This is a genomic window from Collinsella sp. LCP19S3_B7 (assembly GCF_052121795.1).
Classification (GTDB): Bacteria; Actinomycetota; Coriobacteriia; order Coriobacteriales; family Coriobacteriaceae; genus Collinsella.
Map to the genome: position 1 here is coordinate 77,958 of NZ_JBQKDO010000009.1, position 16,001 is coordinate 93,958.

Consider the following 16,001-nt stretch of genomic DNA (forward strand, 5'->3'; position numbering starts at 1 on the left):
GGACGGTCTTTAAACGCCTCCCACTGCTTTTGCCGTAGCGCTGCCCATCGGCCTTGCCCAAAAGCAACCGGCGCGCTGCTGCTTCGAGGCACTCGTGGCCTATTTTGCCTATTGCTTCTTTTTGAGCGAGATCATTAAGCTGAGCGGCGACAACCTTGGACTTAAGTACCCGTCGTCTTTGACCTCCGCCAGCGGCATCACCATCATCGACGGCATCAAGACGCTCGACACCGGCATTAAAATTCTTATGTCCACACCGCTCGCCAACCGCATCGCCCAAGACGAAGAGCTTGGGCCTCTGCTCTGCCTCAACGAGCTCGAACTCGAGGTCACGGAAATCTCGCCTCGCGAGTGCACCAAACGGGCCGGAATCAAGGCCGTGCTTGATGCCCTGGGGCCAGATCACGGCACTGTGTACGGCATCGGCGACGCAAGCAACGACATCGCCCTCATGGAGGCGGTCGATGTTGGCGTCGCCATGGGCAACGCGCCGGACTTCCTCAAGGAAAAGGCCGACTACGTCACCGACAGCTTCGACCACGACGGCGTCGTCACCGCGCTCGAGCACTTTGGACTTATCTAGCCGCGCCTCTTGCCGCATTTGCGACAACATGGCTCAATCGTCTTCAACCGCCGCGCTCGATGCCCTAATGTGGCAATATGTTGTCTGCATAACGCAACGATGCAACCTAAGAAAGAATGCGAGAACCCGTGTCCAGTCCGTTTACCAGCTTTTTAGCCCAGCATTTTGACCAGATTAACGACTATCTGGCCACGTTCTTTGACGGACAGGCGACCTCTGCCGATATCGAGCGCTATCTGTACGCGCCGCTCTCGGCTTTTACGGCCAACGCCGGCAAGCGCCACCGCCCGCTCATCTGCATGCTCGCCGCCACCGCGGTAGGCGGCAGCTTTGAGAGCGCCCGAAGCGCGGCGGCGGCCATCGAGCACTTTCAGTCGGGAGCGCTTATCCATGACGACATCGCCGACAACGGCCAGCTGCGCCGCGGCAAGCCCTGTATGCACCTTACCGAGGGTACGGGACTTGCCATCAACTGCGGCGACCTAGCGCTCACCATGGTTACCAAGACGGTTCTCGACGACTCCACGCTCGAGGCAGACGTGAAGCTCCGCGTGCTCCACGAGCTCACCGAGATGATCGTTCGCACCATCGAGGGTCAGGCGCTCGACCTGGGCTGGGTCCGCGATGGGCGCTTTGACATCTCGGTCGACGATTATCTGGACATGGCGACGCACAAGACCGCATACTACAGCGGAGCCACGCCACTTGCCGCCGGAGCCATTATCGGTGGTGGCAACGAAGACCAGATTGAGGCGCTGCGTGCCTTTGGCCTGCACACGGGCCTTGCCTTTCAGATCCAAGATGATCTGCTCAACCTTATTGGCACCAAGGAGGCCGCCAACAAGGACTTCCGCACCGATATCACAGAGGGCAAGCGCACGCTCGTCGCCGTGCATGCCCTGTCAGACGAGCGTTATCACGACGAAGTCGAGGCAATCCTTTCCTCGGGCACCGAGGACCCCGCGCAACTCGCACGCGCCGTGGAGATCTTCCAGCAGACCGGCTCTGTCGATTTCGCCCACACTTACGCACTCAACCTGACCGCCAAGGCCAAGGCCGCTATCGAAGGTGTCGAGCTCGACCCGCATGCACGCGAGCTGTTCGACTCCATGGCAGATTTCTTTGTGGAGCGCCTTAACTAGCGGGGGTTATAAAACCTGTCAGCAGCGCATTTGGGTACAACTTGCTACACTGTTGAGTGCATGTTTATGCAACCCTTTGCGTTGTCTATCCGACACACGCTCAAATAGTACGAATGGTACGCCGAAAGGGGCTCGTTCATGGAACCTATCACAACGGGCATGCAGGGAGCAGCCGTCGAGGACGTCCAGTCCCGCCTTCTGCAGCTCGGCTATACAATCGATGACGCCGAGGTCGCCGACAAGCGCTTTGGCACCACCACCGAGCAGGCTGTTGGCACCTTTAGGCTCGACAGCGGCCTTGCCGCTGGCTACGCCGTCGATATCCCCTGTTGGAGCGCCCTGGTAGACGCCTCGTATAAGCTGGGCGACCGCACGCTTTATCTGCGTATGCCCAATTTCCATGGTGCCGACGTTCGTGCCCTGCAGAGGGCACTCAACGTTTTGGGTTTTGCCTGCGGTGAGGACGACGGCTACTTTGGCCCGCACACCGAGGCGGCCTTGCAGCAGTTCCAAGAAAATGTCGGCCTGTTTGCCGACGGCATGGCATTCCAGGATACCTACGCCTATATCAACCGTCTGCATCACGTGTGGGAGGGCAAACCCTCGGTTACCGAGGCCGAGTCGCGCATCGGCTTTGCCCGCGCCGCCAACGTGCTCGAGCGCTTCCAGATTGCCGTTATCGGTGAGGACCCCATCGCACGCAGCGTTGCATCGCGCATGTGGAACATCGCCACGGCGACGACCGACAACAGCGGCATGATGCTTTGCGATTCCGAGGTTCCGACCGACGTGAACCTGGTACTCGAGATCGCAAGCGATGAGCTGCCCGCAGATGCAGCGCCGCGCGCCACGATCGCCCTTGCCGAATGTCACAACCTGGCGCAGCGCATCCGCACCGCTAATGTCGCCGCGCAGCAAAAGCCCGCGCGCATCCGCATTGAGCTCACGGGCATGACGCGCTACAACGGAACCTTCACCGCAAGCGATGCACAGACACTCGCCGTACGCCTGCTCGATGGCGTTTGCGATGCCCTCGCAGATTAGGTAAACTAGACGAGCTGCTTTTGGGCAGCACCACACATTGGGACGTAGTTCAACGGTAGAACTCCGGTTTTTGGTGCCGGCTGTTGGGGGTTCGAATCCCTCCGTCCCAGCCAAGGTAACTGAGCGCCCCGGGCTTTCATCAGCCCGGGGCGCTTTCTTGTGGGCATGCGGAGGGATTCGAACCCGCAAGGGTGCGGAGCTGAGGAAACGCGAAGCGTTTTCCAGCGCAGCACGCAAGGAGCGGAGCGACGCAGCGGGGCGCGGCCGCCGGCAGGCGGACGCGGAATCCCTCCGTCCCATATCAGCCATGAGCGCCTTACATCAAGAAATATCAGCCCAGTTCCGAAAAGCGAGCCGCATATAACAACCAAGTAGCCACAGGCCCCGGGAGAGCGGGGACACCGGCTTAGGTTTATCGCGAGTTCCGCACGCAAAGAAGGCCACTTAATGTGGCCTTCGTCTTGCGCAGGACTGTAGAGCAGGAAACCTAAGCCGGTGTCCCCGCTCTCCCGGGGCCGACGGAACTAATTGTTCAGCATGCGGTCGAAGCTTCCCGAGTCGCCATCCCGATAGTCGGCGGTCATCAGAATCTCCTGCGGAATGCGACCTCCCTCGCGCAGCACATTGCGGAACTGCACGCGCGTGACCATAGGCAGATCCTTGATCGTCGCCGCCAAATTCTGCGGCACACCCTGATTGGCAGCCGCAGGCTCGCACTCGCCGCCAGCTTTCACGCGACGCTTGTGCTCGGCGAGCATGGCACGATACATGCCGGCATGCAAGCGAATCTCAACCACATTGGCATTGCGGGCCTGCTCGACGATGCGCGCACCCTCTCGGTCGATATCGCCCACGTAGTAGACATAGTTAAAGCGATAGCCGATCTCGGCCAGATAATCATCCAGTGCGTGCGAGACGCTCGCCTTGCAGCCACCGCCAAAGATCACGCCACCCACCTTGGTGCCAAAAAGCTTAGCGTGCTTGCGGCCGCGCAAGAGCTTGACGATCTCGTCATAGGTGTCCAGGTTCTCGACCATAATGAACGGCTTGTCGGCGCCCAGCGTAAAGAAACCCGTAAAGTGCACGGGGCGGTTGGGGGCGACCTTAATCGCCTGCATGCTGATACCCTTTTCGGTCATACGCCGAATCAAGCGCTCGCCGTGCTTGCCGTCAAAGGCCTTCTCATCGTTAAAAATCTGGTAGGCGCGCTGGCGACGCGAGGCGACCGGCGTGTCGGCGCCGCGATTCTGCTCAATCCAAGCCTGGATGGTCGCAATCTCCTCGGCAATCTTGCGGTTGGACATCTCGTTGTGCTGAGTGCGCTGCGAAACCTTTTTGCCGTCCTTGCCCTCAACCTTAACGATTTGAGTCTGTTGCTCCTTAATCTTGGAGAGTGCAGCAGGCGTGGGAACGACCTTGAGCAGCTGCCTGCCCAGGACACGGGCCAGAGCAAACGCCGAAACCTCGCCATGAGCGGTCGACTCAGGCTGCTGGGCGGCCGCATCGTTTGCAGTCGGTTTGGGCTGCGTCTGGGATTTGCACTTGGAATCTGTCCGAGCATTGCGCTCTTGCTTTGGCGCGGACGAGCCCTTTTGCGAACGCTCAGGCTTGCCCCCCTTTACTGGCTGGCGCTTGGGCTGCTCCGCCGGGATCTCAGCCTTCGCATCCTTGTTTTGCCCCGCCGCCTGCTCGGCCACGGATTCGGCATTTGAGCCACGGCCGCCACGGTGACGACGACGGCGAGGCTTGCTCGAAGCGCTCTCCCCCGCTTTCTCGCCCGCAGACTGCTGGCCTCGGGGCTCGACATCGCCCGCAGGCCGCGGCTCAACAGGCTTCTGTTCACGGACCATCGGCTCGGCAGCCTTCTCAGCCTTCTCCGCTGGTGCAGCGGGAGCCTGGTCGGTCTTTTCTTGACGCCTTGCGGGATACGCACGATCCATAAAGCCGCGTCCGGGACGGCATGAACCCGGAGCCTTCTTGACGGGCCCCTCGGGTGCATCAGCAGCCTCGACGGACTCCTGAACGTCGCACACAACACCTCCCTGCTCGGCCTTAAAGTGAGCACCGCGGCGACGCTTAGGCTCCTGGACCTCAGCGGCGTACTGCGGCTCGGCAACAGACTCATCCTCGACGGGCTCGACATCCGTCGCATCCTTTTGAGCCACGGCGCGACGGAAGCGCTCCTGCTGGGCACGGCGCTGTGCATCGCGTTTACCGCCCCCGCCAAAACCGCCGCGGCCCGCCTTGGCCGTAAAGGCGCGAACGACGCTCTCGTCAAGCAGCTCATCGGTGTCGACGTTCTCGCGCGGAGCCGTTTCCACCGCAGCAGGCGCCTCGACAACGTCCTCGACGGCCTCTTTGGCAGCCTCGGCAGGCTGCTCCTGGACATCGCGAATCTCGGCATTAATGGTATAGAACGCTGGGCGCCCGTTAATGCCGCTGCCCTCGATCTTGGTAACGATCTTTGCCGCGATGAGCTCATCGCGCATCGCCTTGGTGTCACATTCCTTATCGACGGAACGGAAAATCTGTGCCAGCGCGCTCGACTTGATCTTGAGCGCCTTGCGGCAGAGCAGGTCGTAGGCAACCAGCTTGGCACGCTCGGCAGAAAGCGACGTCTGGCTGCTCAGACGCTCAGCCAGGGCATCGACGTTGTTTTGGTTATCGGAATATACCGTCTTGGCCACGGGGCCCCTTTCATATGTACACATATACGTCTATATGGTACAACGCACGCCCCTATCCACGCAAAACATCTGCGAGAACACCCGGGCACACTAGCTTTTGCATGGAAAAAGGCCGAGTCCGCGCAGTTGCGGACCCGGCCTTTCCGAGTCATATAGATGTGACGTTCAATCCCTTAGGTCGATTAGGCCTTGGCGGCCTCGGCGTTTGCGGGAGCCTCGGCGGCAGCGGCGCGGCCGTACTCGGCCTTGCCCATCTCGGACCACTCGGGCTCCTCGTCGGGCATGGAACCGACCTCCTTGCCGAAGAACTCCTTGAGGCAGTTGACGGCAACGATGAGGCCCAGGACCATCAGCAGGACGGCGAAGACGAGCTGCAGGCCCTTGGTGGCGGCGACGGAGACGGCGGCCGTGGTGGCGGTAGCTGGGATGGTACCGAAGAAGCCGTAGGCCTGGACGGCGGTCATGCAGCCCATGGCGCTCTGGACCAGCGAGGTGAAGGTGCAGCAGAGCAGGAAGGCGACGGGCACGTAGAGCATCCAGCCCTTGCGACCGGTGCACTTGCAGAACACAGCGAGGGTGATCATGGTCATACCGCCGAGCAGCTGGTTGGAAGCACCAAAGAGCGGCCAGATGTTGGCATAGCCGCCAAAGGCGAGGGCGAGGCCGGGGAGCAGGGTGACAACCGTGGCGAACCAGGGGTTGCCGAGGACCTTCATGTAGCCGGCCTTGGACTCGATGGCCAGGGCGTCGTTGGTCTGGGCAAAGAACTCGGAGAACGAGGTGCGGGCGATGCGGGCGACGGCGTCGAGCGAGGTCAGGGCCAGAGCGGAGACGTTCATGGTCATAAAGACGGTAGCGAGCGTGCCGTCAACGCCGAAGGCCTGCATACCGCGAGAAATGCCAGCAGCGAAGATCTGGAACGGGGTGGAAGCGACGCCGGCGTTGAGGGCGCCGGTACCGGCAGTGTTCATGTCGGAGAACATGATGCCGGCGACGATGATGGCGAGGATGCCGACGAAGGACTCGACGATCATGGCGCCAAAACCGACCTTGACGGCGTCCTGCTCCTTCTCGACCTGCTTGGAAGAGGTGCCCGAAGAAACGAGGCTGTGGAAACCGGAGAGAGCGCCGCAGGCAACGGAGACAAACAGGACCGGGAACATCATGCCCGAGGCATTGCTAAAGCCGGTGAAAACCGGAGCGGTGATGGTGGCCTGGCCGTTAACGCCCAGGACGACGATGCCGAGGACAGCACAGACAATCATGACGATCATCATGATGGAAGTGAGGTAGTCGCGAGGGGTCTTGAGCATCTGGATGGGCATGGCACCGGCAAAGACCAGGTAGACCATGACGACGGCGAACCACTGGAACTTGTCCAGGTAAACCGGGAACTGCATACCGACGGCGAACATGAGGACCATGAGCACCACGCCGGTGACGAACTCGGCAGCGCCGGTGAGGTTGAACTTCTTCTGAGCCCAACCAAAGGCCATGGCGACGAAGGTGAACAGGATGGAGATGGTGCCAGCGCAGCCAGCGGCATAGGACTTGGTGAAGTCGATGGCACCGGTGGCAGCACCAGAGGCGTCAACGACCGGGGTGAACATGAACGTCTTGCAGACCATGTCGGTAAAAGCGGCGATGACGATGATGCAGAACAGCCAGCAGAACAGCAGGAACAGGCGACGGCCGGTCTTGCCGATGTACTTCTCGATGAGCTGAGCCAAGGACTTGCCGTTGTTCTTCATCGAAGCGTACAGGGCGCCAAAGTCGTGAACGGCGCCAAAGAAGATGCCGCCGACGAGGACCCAGAGCACGACGGGCAGCCAGCCGAAGGCCATGGCGACGATCGTACCCGTAACAGGGCCAGCACCGCAGATCGAGCTGAACTGATGCGAGAACGCGGTGAAGGCGGAGACGGGCGAGAAGCTCTTGCCGTCCTTCATGCGCTTGGCAGGCGTGAGGGCTTCTTTATCAACGCCCCACTTGTTAGCCAGCCAGCGGCCGTAGCCCAGATAGCCGCAGGCGAGCACCGCCGCGGCCACAACCATGAGCAAAACTCCGTTCATAACATTTCCTCCTCTAAAAAGAACTTCCTAGACATAAAAAATGAGGGCCGTCGGTTGCGCTCGACGGCCCTCATCTTCATCAGCCGCCCGTTATCGTACGGGCTAGCTGTATGTGCTAACCCGCATCAGATAATTACTACGCTGATAATGTTTAGCTGATGCGTGAACATGTCTAAGAAATCCTCTTCGATCATGATGCGAACGATCCGTGCGTGTTCACATCCCCCAGTGGATGAAAAGGAGTATGAAACTTTAGTTGCCTAAAGTCAACGCAAATATGTAATGAATTTTCAACTTTATTTGAATTACTCGGTATAAAACGTCACTGGCCTCGGACTTTACCGAACGACAGTTTTTGCTTGAGAGATGCTCCTCGGGGGCGGGGCGGGCGCCTGCCGCCATATATGAACTTTCCTGCTCGGGCAGTCCTGCTCACGACGGTGGCCACATTAAGTGGCCTCCTGTTCGTGCGGAACTCGCGATAAAGTTCACATATGGCGGCAGGCGCCCGCCCCGCCCCCGAGGAGTTCCCATCCCAAATCTCAACTCTGTTATCATAATTACGATAATATCCTGATAGCTCAGGAGGTAGCTGTGAATATTAGGCCAGTCTCAGATCTTAGAAATCACTACCCGGACGTTGAACGCGAAGTCGAACAGGAGGGTCCGGTTTTTCTAACTAAAAACGGGCGGGGCTCTATGGTCGTCATGAGCTTTGAGCAGTACAAGTCACTGAGCAATACAATCGAGAGCGCACTTGATGCCGCTGATCGTCAGGCTGCCAGCATGCAACTTCGCTATACACACGACGATGTCTTTGGCTCTGTCAGAAAAATGCTCGACGGCGGTCTCGATGAACAGGCACTATAAGCTCCGCTATCTTCCCCTATTTTGGGAGGACCTCAGCCAAGCAGCGTCATATATCGCCTTTGATCTCAATAACCCCGCTGCAGCAAATAGGCTTGTCGACAATGTTGAAGCAGGCATACTCGAGCATCTCAAGAATCCAACCATGTCACCAACATACCCTTCGACAAGAAGACGGTTGCACCCGTATTACCGCTTCTACGTTGGCAGCTACATGGTTTTTTATGTCGTCATCGACGACGTCATGGAAGTCCGCCGACTGCTATATAAAAGCCGAGATATTGAGTCGATTATCAGGTAGGTTTCTTTCAGCTAAAGCACGCCGTAAATTCGACGCAGGCTGGCTAACCTTGCCGGACGTTGTCGACGCCGATCCAGCTCAGTAGCTGCATAGATACAGAAAGGTTCCCGACGCTGCCCGGGCGCCAGCGGCCGCATATGAACTTTATCGCGAGTTCCGCACGAACAGGAGGCCACTTAATGTGGCCTCCGTCGTGAGCAGGACTGTAGAGCAGGAAACCTTATATCCGGCCCCTCCGGTCGGGGACCGCACCCATACGACTACAGCGTCATGTTTGGATCGGCGTCGACGTCGAACGGCGAGATTTCACCTCGGTCGAATTTGCGGCGAGCGACCTCCGCAATCATGGCGGCGTTGTCAGTACAGGCCGAGAGAGGCGGCACCGTTACGCGAATCCCCTGACGCCCGAGTTTCTTAATCATCATCTCGCGCAGATGCGGGTTGGCCGAGACGCCGCCGCCGATGCAATACTCCTTGCACCCGGTGGCGTGCAGGGCGTTTTTGGCCTTCTTGTACTGCACGTCAAAGACCGCCGCCTCAAACGAGGCCGCAAGGTCGGGCAGGTGAATCGTGCGCCCAGCCTTGGTCTCCTGCTCAATATAGAGCGTCACCGCCGTCTTGAGGCCCGAAAGCGAGAAGCGGTAGTCTCCCCTGCTGTTAAGCGCACGGGGAAAATCGATCGCGCGGGGATTGCCCGTCTCGGCGAGCTTGGAGATGATGGGGCCGCCGGGATAGCCCAGACCCAGCGCCTTGGCAACCTTGTCGAAGGCTTCGCCCACGGCGTCGTCCAGCGTTTCGCCAAGCACCTCGTAGTCGCCCCATGCCTTTACGTGCACGAGCATGGTGTGCCCACCCGAGACAAGCGTAAAGATAAACGGCGGCTTAAGGTCGGGCTGCGCCAGCAGGTTGGCGAACAGGTGACCCTCCAGATGATTGACGCACACGAGCGGTTTACCGGCAGCATACGCAAAGCCCTTGGCAAAGGCGACGCCCACCACCAGGGCACCCACCAGGCCCGGGCCTTGCGTCACACCCACGGCGGCAAGCTCACTTGGCGCAATCGCTCCACCCTCAAGGCCAAGCGATACCGCGGCATCTTCAAGCGCCGCATCTACGACACTCACAATCACCTCGACATGCTTGCGCGAGGCGATCTCGGGCACCACGCCGCCAAAGCGAGCATGAAAATCAATCTGCGTCGACACCTGGTTGGCCAGCATATTGCCGTCCGCATCGATAATCGCAACAGCCGTCTCGTCGCAAGAGCTCTCGATGGCAAGAACTAGGCGACGGCGCTCGATTTCGGCACGCTCCTCGGCGGTGCGCTCGGGCTCAGGCAGCGGCCAGACGCGCTGCTCGGCAGCCGTTGGCTCGGGCGAGGCATTGTCGAGAGGAAGCACCAGGGGCAGCGACGCCGTCATGACGATGGCATCCTTGCCGACGCCGTAGTAGCCACGGCGACGACCCGCCTCGGTAAAGCCCAAGGCGCTATAGAGCGCAATCGCACCCTCGTTGCCGTCCTCAACCTCAAGCGAAGCAGTGGTGCAGCCGAGCATCTGGGCGTCATAGCTCACGTGCGACAGCAACTTGCGGGCAATGCCCTCGCGACGATGAGCAGGATCAACCGCGACGTCCATAATCTGAACGTCACCGTCGACGACCATGCCGCCGGCAAGTCCCAGCAGCTGACCGTCGTCGTGCGCCACCCACCAGCTACGCGGCGCGGCAACGCCCTCGCCCAGCTCGGACAGGAACATGCCCGGCGTCCACGCCTCGTGTCCGGCGCCTTCAAAGCAGGCGGCCTCCAATGCGCTCGCGCCCTCGGCATCCGCCGCGCCCATGGGACGGAACTGCAGGTGGCGGCCGGCGAGCTCGTCGGCAACACCCGTAATCTCGCTCTGGGCGCTCTCGGCAAGCCCAAGGCGCTTGCGCTCATTTTCCTCGGCATCCGAAAGACGCGTGTAGATCGGCAAAACGCGAGCCGGATTACCGTCGCCCGCGGCGTGCGCCATCAGAAGGCCCTCGCCCGAGGGCCACCACAGGTCTCGCTCCACGCAGCGCGCAGTCTCGTCCTCACTCAGCAGCTTGCCATAACGTACGAGACCGTCACCAGTCAGCTTAACCTGGCTCCAGTCCGCGGCCTGGCGCCACTCATCAAGCGCCACGGCGGCTTTGACCACGTGTTCGCGCTCAAACAGACGCTCGGGACCTTCGTCCCCCAGCACGTACAGAGCCGGATACACCTCGCCACGCATGGCGTCGGCAAGAACACCAAGCTTGCCGCGCACGCCAGCCTTCCATGCCGTCCAGGCGCAAGCGTCAAGTGTCGACACGCCCAGCAACGGCACGTTGGCACCGCGCGCCAGACCCTTGGCGGTCGAGATGCCAATGCGAACGCCCGTAAACGAACCCGGGCCGCGCCCGACCACATAACAGCCGACATCGCCGCGATTCAGCCCGGCCTGCGCCAACACGCCATCGACGGTATTCACAAGTTCCACGTTGGCATGGCGACGACACAGATGGTCCCCGCTCACCAGCCTCGCCTCGCCCGTCTGCTCATCAATCCAGCTTGCCGCGCAGGCAAGCATGTCGGTCGAAGTATCGAGCGCCACTACCAGCGCGTTGTCGTTATGCAAGCTCATCTTGTACAGCCTTATCAATCAAATCGAAAAGCTCCGTCGCGCGCTCGCCGTGCGCCTCGAGCGCGATCGTTCGCACGTCGCTATCGTCCTCATCGCGCCTAAGCGTCACCGAGAGATACTCATCCGCCAGCTCGTCCTGAAACTGCTCGCCCCATTCCAACAGGCAAGCGCCCTCATAGCCGAGCACGTCAAAAATGCCCGTATCCTCGAGCTCGTAGGCATGCTCCAAGCGGTACAGATCAAAATGGAACAGCGGAATACGCCCCTGGTCGTGAACGGCCATGAGCGCGAACGTAGGACTCGTGACCATATGCTCATCGCCCAAGCCGCGCGAGACGCCCTTGGTAAAGTGGGTCTTTCCCACGCCCAAGCCGCCGGTCAGTATCAGCACATCGCCATTTTCTAGACACGGTGCGACCAACTCGCCAAAATGCTCCGTATCGGCAGTACGAGCCGTTTTGTAGGTACCTAGCCCCAGGCGCTCCAGGGACATATACGCTCCTTATTATTCCGAGGCGCCCTCTGGCGCGGGATGCCGCTCCAGATAGTCGCCCAGCATCTTAAAGTCTTCCTCCAGCAGCTCCTGCCACGCCGGATTGCGCAGCGCCGCCGCGGGATGAAACGTCGGCATCACCACAAAGTGCCCCATCTGATGGAACCTGCCGCGCAGCTTGGTAATGCCAATCTCGGTTTTGAGCACAAAGTGCGTTGCGGGATTACCGAGCGTCACGATGATATCGGGCCAAACGCTTCGAATCTGCTCGCGCAAAAACGGTGAGCAAGCAAGCACTTCCTCGGGACGCGGATTGCGGTTTCCCGGCGGGCGACATTTAAGCACATTGGCGATATAGACATCTTCACGCTTAAGGCCCGCCAGGGACAGAATGCCGTTGAGGTCTTCACCCGCCGCCCCCACAAAGGGCTCGCCCTGTAAATCCTCGTTACGGCCCGGCGCTTCACCAATAAACATCACGCGAGCGCGGGGGTTTCCCACCCCAAACACGATATTGTGGCGCGACTGGTAAAGCTGGCAAAGGTGGCAATCACCCAGGACGGCCTCGATCTCCTCGAGTGCAACTTCGCGCGGCGCCTGATGGCTATGGCCGGGGATGTGCATAACGCCCATAGCGGCTCCTACACGTAGACCTTGTCGAGACGCATGCCAAAGCCGCAGGCGACCTCGTAGTTAATCGTGCCGCGCAGGCGCGCCATCTCATCCATGGTAATCTCGGCATCGCCATCGCGACCGATAATTATCATCTCGTCGCCATGTTCGGCCTCGGGAATCTCGTGAGCCGGGTTGGACTGAATGGCAACCATAAACTGATCCATGCAGATATTTCCGACCTGACGCACGCGCTCACCGCGATACAGCACGTCCATACGATTGGAAAGCGTGCGCGAAAGGCCGTCGGCATATCCGATCGGCAGCGTGCAGATCTGAACGCGTGTGCGCGGTACGCGGTAGGTAAAACCGTAGCCTACGCCCTCGCCCATCGCAGGATGCGCCACGCGCGTCACGCGCGCATGGACGCTCATCACGGGATCAAGCTGCATCACGCGGCCGCTCAGCTCGCACGGCTGCATGCCATACAAGCCAACGCCAGCGCGAATCATATCAAAATGCATCGAGGGATCGAGCATCGAGGACGGCGTGTTGGCACAGTGCACGATACCGCACTCAAAACCCGCATCCTTAATGGCCTGAACGGCCTCGGTAAAGCGCTGGCACTGCAACTTGTAGTCCCAACCCGATGGTTCGTCGGCCGTGGCAAAGTGCGTAAATACGCCGTCGCACTGAATACCGCGATGGAAATTAATACCGCGGACAAAGTCGAGCACCTGCGTGTAGTGAACGCCGATGCGGTTCATACCCGTCTCGATGGCAAGATGATACTTGCCCACCTTGCCCGCCGCGACGGCACATTCACCATACGCAAGAGCAAAATCGGACGTATAGACCGAGGGCATGATATCGAACTCGAGCAATGAAGGAATAGCCTCGATGGGAGGCTCGCTTAGAATCAGGATGGGTTTGGTGATTCCGCCCTGGCGCAACTCAATACCCTCGCTGACCGTCGCCACGGCAAACATGTCGGCACCGGCCGAATACATGATCTTGGCGCACTCGACGGCTCCATGACCATAAGCATCGGCTTTAACCACGCAGCAAAGGCGCTGACGCGGATCTAGCAAGTTCTTATAGGCCCTCGTATTGCGGCGGAGCGCCCCGCGGTCGATCTCGACCCAGGACCAACGCGTCAAATCGGCTTTATTCATGATTAGTCATCCGACCCTTCGTCCATGATTCCCAGATCATCGAGCGCATCCTTTGCCGCCAATTCCATGGCGGGACCGATCAAGTCGATAAGATCGGTCGCGATAACGCTCTTCTCGCCATACTCCGTCGCCGCAGCAAAGCCGGCATAGCTGTGGAGTGCGACGGCATACGAGTACAGCAGCTCCCAACGGTCCATCTCGTCACGCATGGTCGCAAGCGTTCCTGCAAGGATACCTGCGAGGACATCACCCGAGCCAGCGGTCGCCAACGACGCTGGGCCCGAAAGCGGCAGCAGCACGCGCTCGACGCCGCAAATGGCCGTCGTCGGGCCCTTAGCGATAACAACGAGATTATCGGAACCGGCAGCCCAGACAATCTTTTGAGCAGCGGCAATCGCAGTGCCAAGATCATTGACCTCGTCGCCGGCAACGAGACGCGAAAGCTCGCGATAATGCGGCGTCATAACGAGCGGCTGCTCGCGACGGTACATCTCGGGATTACTGTCGATACCGTCGATTGCAATCTTGGCAAGGCAGTTGAGCGCATCTGCATCTAGGATAAGCGGCACATCGAGCTCAAGCAGGCCCGAAACGACTTGCATCGATCCGGCAGACGTCGTCATGCCAGGCCCACACACAACGCAGCTGTACTTCTTAGCAATCTCGCACACTGTCATACGCGCAGCGGCACCAAAAGATCCACGGGAATCAGACGGAATGGAGAAAACGGGAATCGACGGGAGCGCCATACGAATAAGGTTGGCGCACGCATCGGGCGTCGCAACGGCCACATAACCGGCACCAGCACGAGCGGCAGACTTTGCGGCCATGATGGCGGCACCAGGATATTGTGCCGACCCGGCAACGATGAGCACGGAGCCGCGCGAATACTTATCGATGTTCGTGGGCAGCGGGGCAAAGTAGTCCACCAGATCACCGGGCTCAACGATCTCGGCAGCATGATCGACATCATCGATGACTTCGTCGAGGCGGTCGTACAGACCGCCACACACCAGGTCGCCAGCATACTCCGGACCGTCAGCGCTGTAGAGGCCAATCTTAGGGGCAATCATCGTCACGGTACGCTCGGCACGGATGCAGTCGTCATCCACAACGCCCGTCTCGGCATTCAGGCCCGAGGGAACATCGATAGAGACAACGTGATCGGCGCACTCGTTAACCGTAGGAATCCAAATAGAAAACGGCGCACGAAGGTTGCCGTGAAAACCGGTACCAAAAATAGCATCGACCACGACATCCGCTTTGTTAATGAGAACCTCTAGCTCGTCTCGCGAAGGCCCAACGCACACATGAACGTCGCGACCAGCGGTGCGACGGGCAACGTGACGAGCAAGGGCAGCAGGAATCTCATCCGGCTCAACTGGAGAAACGATATCAACATCAACGCCCTTATGGGTCAGGATATCCGCAGCGACCCAACCATCACCGCCGTTATTGCCAAAGCCGACCAGCACAAGAACGCGATCAGGGTTGAGCTTTAAAATTTCGTTGGCGGCAAATTCACCTGCCAACTCCATGAGCTCGGCCTTCGAGGTGCCCTCGCGCTCGATGATATCCTCGAGGCGAACGACTTCCTCGGTACTCAAAACCGGTTTCATCTATGCTCCTTGCGTATCTTGCGGATCATCGATCAAATGCTCCGACAAAGCAGATTGTTGCAGCTGTTCAAGCTCATCCAATACAGAACGAGCCTCTTTAAATGTCTGGGCAACGCGCTCCTTGGTGCTCATATTTTCTTCCTTTGGCTTAGGTCGAGCATCCTCGGTGATCGCAATGGCATTAGCGACAGCCAAGTCACCCGTAAGGGTAATAGAAAGAGCAACCTCGACAACACCCAAATCCTGGGCGATTTCGAGAGCGCGACCAGAAAGCAGAGCCTTTGGCTTGCCGAGCCTATCGCGTGTTACGGAAACGTCCTTACGTCCAACGCCCTGACTAAACCCCGTTCCAAGTGCCTTAAGTACCGCTTCGCGAGAGGCAAAGCGGCTGGCATAATGAGCGGCAGGGCGAGACGACGCATCGCAATACGCACGCTCTTCATCGGTAAACACGCGCCGGGCAAACGACGGCGTCTTCTCAAGGATTGATTTCATTTGGGAAATCTCGACGATATCAACGCCGATACCAGCTTCAGCCATGTTCACCTCCATGCTACACAGACTACGATATTGTAGCCCGTTCAAAGAAGATGCGACAAACGAGGGTTATAAAACACAGCTACTATGTGAGACAAATTGCCTGAGAAACGAAAAAAGGGGGAGGCCGCGAGGCCTCCCCCTTCCCAGTCCAAGCGCACGGCTCGGTGCCGTCCACCGGTCAGCGGCGCCCTGGCCTCCCACGGGCTGGCCCCGCAGTACTC

General features: G+C 59.5%; 13 protein-coding genes and 1 tRNA gene. 6 read left to right on the forward strand and 8 right to left on the reverse strand.

What is annotated here, in order from left to right; all coding sequences use genetic code 11:
- Positions 1 to 94: 94 nt before the first annotated feature.
- The 4 genes from ACTQW0_RS05400 to ACTQW0_RS05415 all read left to right on the forward strand — a co-directional run bounded on the left by ACTQW0_RS05400 (position 95) and on the right by ACTQW0_RS05415 (position 2,882).
- Positions 95 to 583, forward strand: coding sequence for an HAD family hydrolase (locus ACTQW0_RS05400; protein WP_441049365.1), 489 nt, complete (start codon positions 95 to 97; stop codon positions 581 to 583).
- Positions 584 to 711: 128 nt separating this feature from the next.
- Complete coding sequence (locus ACTQW0_RS05405) at positions 712 to 1,725, forward strand: polyprenyl synthetase family protein (RefSeq protein WP_441567233.1); 1,014 nt, start codon at positions 712 to 714, stop codon at positions 1,723 to 1,725.
- Positions 1,726 to 1,863: 138 nt separating this feature from the next.
- A complete protein-coding gene (locus ACTQW0_RS05410) occupies positions 1,864 to 2,769 on the forward strand; it encodes a peptidoglycan-binding domain-containing protein (protein WP_441567235.1) in 906 nt (301 codons plus the stop codon).
- Between the two features lie 38 nt (positions 2,770 to 2,807).
- Positions 2,808 to 2,882: transfer RNA gene (locus tag ACTQW0_RS05415), tRNA-Gln, on the forward strand.
- A gap of 411 nt (positions 2,883 to 3,293) precedes the next feature.
- On the opposite strand, the gene ACTQW0_RS05420 is transcribed toward ACTQW0_RS05415, so the two are convergent.
- Together ACTQW0_RS05420 and ACTQW0_RS05425 are read right to left on the reverse strand one after the other, a co-directional pair.
- The gene (locus tag ACTQW0_RS05420; RefSeq protein ID WP_441567237.1) at positions 3,294 to 5,456 is read right to left on the reverse strand and encodes a hypothetical protein; all 2,163 of its coding nucleotides are present in this window, start codon (positions 5,454 to 5,456) and stop codon (positions 3,294 to 3,296) included.
- A gap of 182 nt (positions 5,457 to 5,638) precedes the next feature.
- Positions 5,639 to 7,528, reverse strand: a complete 1,890-nt coding sequence (locus ACTQW0_RS05425) for a carbon starvation CstA family protein (protein WP_441546445.1) — start codon at positions 7,526 to 7,528, stop codon at positions 5,639 to 5,641.
- A gap of 594 nt (positions 7,529 to 8,122) precedes the next feature.
- Here ACTQW0_RS05425 and ACTQW0_RS05430 point away from each other — a divergent pair.
- On the forward strand, positions 8,123 to 8,398 hold the full coding sequence (locus ACTQW0_RS05430) for a type II toxin-antitoxin system Phd/YefM family antitoxin (protein WP_152077364.1): 276 nt from the start codon (positions 8,123 to 8,125) through the stop codon (positions 8,396 to 8,398).
- Positions 8,382 to 8,696: a type II toxin-antitoxin system RelE/ParE family toxin gene (locus ACTQW0_RS05435; protein WP_441567239.1), complete on the forward strand. Its 315-nt coding sequence runs from the start codon at positions 8,382 to 8,384 to the stop codon at positions 8,694 to 8,696. The genes ACTQW0_RS05430 and ACTQW0_RS05435 overlap by 17 nt, the downstream gene beginning before the upstream one ends.
- A 260-nt stretch (positions 8,697 to 8,956) precedes the next feature.
- Here the strand turns inward: ACTQW0_RS05435 and tsaD are convergent, their stop codons facing one another.
- Genes tsaD through acpS form a run of 6 tightly spaced genes read right to left on the reverse strand, consistent with a single transcriptional unit; the run spans position 8,957 to position 15,780 of the window.
- Positions 8,957 to 11,341, reverse strand: a complete 2,385-nt coding sequence (gene tsaD, locus ACTQW0_RS05440) for a tRNA (adenosine(37)-N6)-threonylcarbamoyltransferase complex transferase subunit TsaD (RefSeq protein WP_441567240.1) — start codon at positions 11,339 to 11,341, stop codon at positions 8,957 to 8,959.
- On the reverse strand, positions 11,328 to 11,834 hold the full coding sequence (gene tsaE / locus ACTQW0_RS05445; protein WP_441567242.1) for a tRNA (adenosine(37)-N6)-threonylcarbamoyltransferase complex ATPase subunit type 1 TsaE: 507 nt from the start codon (positions 11,832 to 11,834) through the stop codon (positions 11,328 to 11,330). Before tsaE ends, tsaD begins: the two co-directional genes overlap by 14 nt.
- A 12-nt stretch (positions 11,835 to 11,846) precedes the next feature.
- Positions 11,847 to 12,467 carry a uracil-DNA glycosylase gene (locus tag ACTQW0_RS05450; protein ID WP_441567244.1) on the reverse strand — a complete coding sequence of 207 codons (621 nt, stop codon included), beginning with the start codon at positions 12,465 to 12,467 and terminating at the stop codon, positions 11,847 to 11,849.
- Positions 12,468 to 12,475: 8 nt separating this feature from the next.
- On the reverse strand, positions 12,476 to 13,621 hold the full coding sequence (gene alr / locus ACTQW0_RS05455; protein ID WP_154515162.1) for an alanine racemase: 1,146 nt from the start codon (positions 13,619 to 13,621) through the stop codon (positions 12,476 to 12,478).
- A 2-nt stretch (positions 13,622 to 13,623) separates the two neighbouring features.
- A complete protein-coding gene (locus tag ACTQW0_RS05460; RefSeq protein WP_441567246.1) occupies positions 13,624 to 15,240 on the reverse strand; it encodes an NAD(P)H-hydrate dehydratase in 1,617 nt (538 codons plus the stop codon).
- A complete protein-coding gene (gene acpS, locus ACTQW0_RS05465) occupies positions 15,241 to 15,780 on the reverse strand; it encodes a holo-ACP synthase (protein ID WP_441567248.1) in 540 nt (179 codons plus the stop codon).
- Positions 15,781 to 16,001: the final 221 nt, after the last annotated feature.

Excerpts from the sequence above, each read along its gene's own strand:
- ACTQW0_RS05410 (WP_441567235.1), top strand. The coding sequence starts at position 1,864 with ATGGAACCTATCACAACGGGCATGCAGGGAGCAGCCGTCGAGGACGTC.
- ACTQW0_RS05425 (WP_441546445.1), bottom strand. The coding sequence starts at position 7,528 with ATGAACGGAGTTTTGCTCATGGTTGTGGCCGCGGCGGTGCTCGCCTGC.
- ACTQW0_RS05435 (WP_441567239.1), top strand. The coding sequence starts at position 8,382 with ATGAACAGGCACTATAAGCTCCGCTATCTTCCCCTATTTTGGGAGGAC.
- tsaD (WP_441567240.1), bottom strand. The coding sequence starts at position 11,341 with ATGAGCTTGCATAACGACAACGCGCTGGTAGTGGCGCTCGATACTTCG.
- tsaE (WP_441567242.1), bottom strand. The coding sequence starts at position 11,834 with ATGTCCCTGGAGCGCCTGGGGCTAGGTACCTACAAAACGGCTCGTACT.
- ACTQW0_RS05450 (WP_441567244.1), bottom strand. The coding sequence starts at position 12,467 with ATGGGCGTTATGCACATCCCCGGCCATAGCCATCAGGCGCCGCGCGAA.
- alr (WP_154515162.1), bottom strand. The coding sequence starts at position 13,621 with ATGAATAAAGCCGATTTGACGCGTTGGTCCTGGGTCGAGATCGACCGC.
- ACTQW0_RS05460 (WP_441567246.1), bottom strand. The coding sequence starts at position 15,240 with ATGAAACCGGTTTTGAGTACCGAGGAAGTCGTTCGCCTCGAGGATATC.
- acpS (WP_441567248.1), bottom strand. The coding sequence starts at position 15,780 with ATGGCTGAAGCTGGTATCGGCGTTGATATCGTCGAGATTTCCCAAATG.